Source organism: Streptomyces sp. 13-12-16, from assembly GCF_002114215.1.
Classification (GTDB): domain Bacteria; phylum Actinomycetota; class Actinomycetes; order Streptomycetales; family Streptomycetaceae; genus Streptomyces.
In genome coordinates this window covers 1-952 of sequence record NZ_NCTE01001157.1, presented here as the reverse complement: position 1 = coordinate 952, position 952 = coordinate 1, and the positions used below count along the sequence as shown (strand labels likewise).

General features: G+C 72.9%; 2 protein-coding genes. Both read right to left on the bottom strand.

Annotated features, from left to right (window positions below):
* A partial coding sequence (locus B7767_RS36740) for a TetR/AcrR family transcriptional regulator (protein ID WP_085575800.1) occupies window positions 1–447 on the bottom strand: 447 nt, incomplete at its 3' end.
* Window positions 448–553: 106 nt separating this feature from the next.
* The coding region (locus B7767_RS36735; RefSeq protein WP_143652843.1) for a tetratricopeptide repeat protein at window positions 554–952 on the bottom strand (399 nt) is incomplete at its 5' end.

Sequence of the window (952 nt, the reverse complement as noted above, 5' to 3'; positions counted from 1 at the left end):
CGGCGGGGTCCCGGTCAGCAGCTGCTCGGACCACGCCTGTGCCAGGAGCCGTTCGAGGCGGGCGGCGAAGCGCGGGCTGCCGTCCTCGCCGAGCATCCGCCGGTAGACGGCGCGGTGCTTGTCGACCTGGGTGAACAGGCTGACCAGGTGCACCGGATTGGTGTCGGGCAGCGCATGCGCGTCCGTGGTCAGCCGGCAGGCGCGGGCCGCCTCGACCACACCGTCCATCGTCGACTCGGTGGCGTCGAGGAGCAGGTCCTCACGGTCCTTGTAGTGCAGGTAGACCGTGGCCCGGTTCACCTCCGCGCGCTCGGCGATGTCGCTCATGGTGATGCCGTCCAGGTCCTTCTCCATCGCGAGGTCCAGGACCGCGGAGCGCAGCAGCGCCCTGGTCCGCCGGGCGCGGGGGTCGCGTGAGGCGCCCCGGGTGTCGGAGGTGTTCGGCATGGCATCACGGTTCCACAGCACACGACATCAACGCAACACATGTCTGTTAAGCGAAACGTGTCGCACAACCGTCAGCCGGTTCCACGCCGCCGGGGGCGTGCGCCGCTCACCCGGCCTTCCCGTACTCGGGGTTCATCGCGGCGGCGATCCGCAGATGCCGCGCCGCCTCCTCCCCCTCCCCCCGTCGCTCCAGGGTCCGGCCCAGCAGCAACCGGGCGTACGCGTCGTCCGGGTTCTCCGCCACCAGCCGCTCCAGCCCGTCCCGCGCCCGCGACAGCTGCGCCGAGTGGTAGTGGGCACGCGCGGCGAGCATCCGTACGCTCCGCTCCTCGGGGTGCTCCTCCATCAGCGCGCCCAGCAGCGTCAGACAGCCCAGCGGATCGCCCTTGTCGAGCAGCGCCTCGGCCAGCCGCAGCCGCTCGACCTCGGCCGGCAGCTCGCGCCGCGGCTCGGCCACGGCCCGCGCCACGAACCGCGCGATCACCTCGGGCGCGTGCGCCCCGGC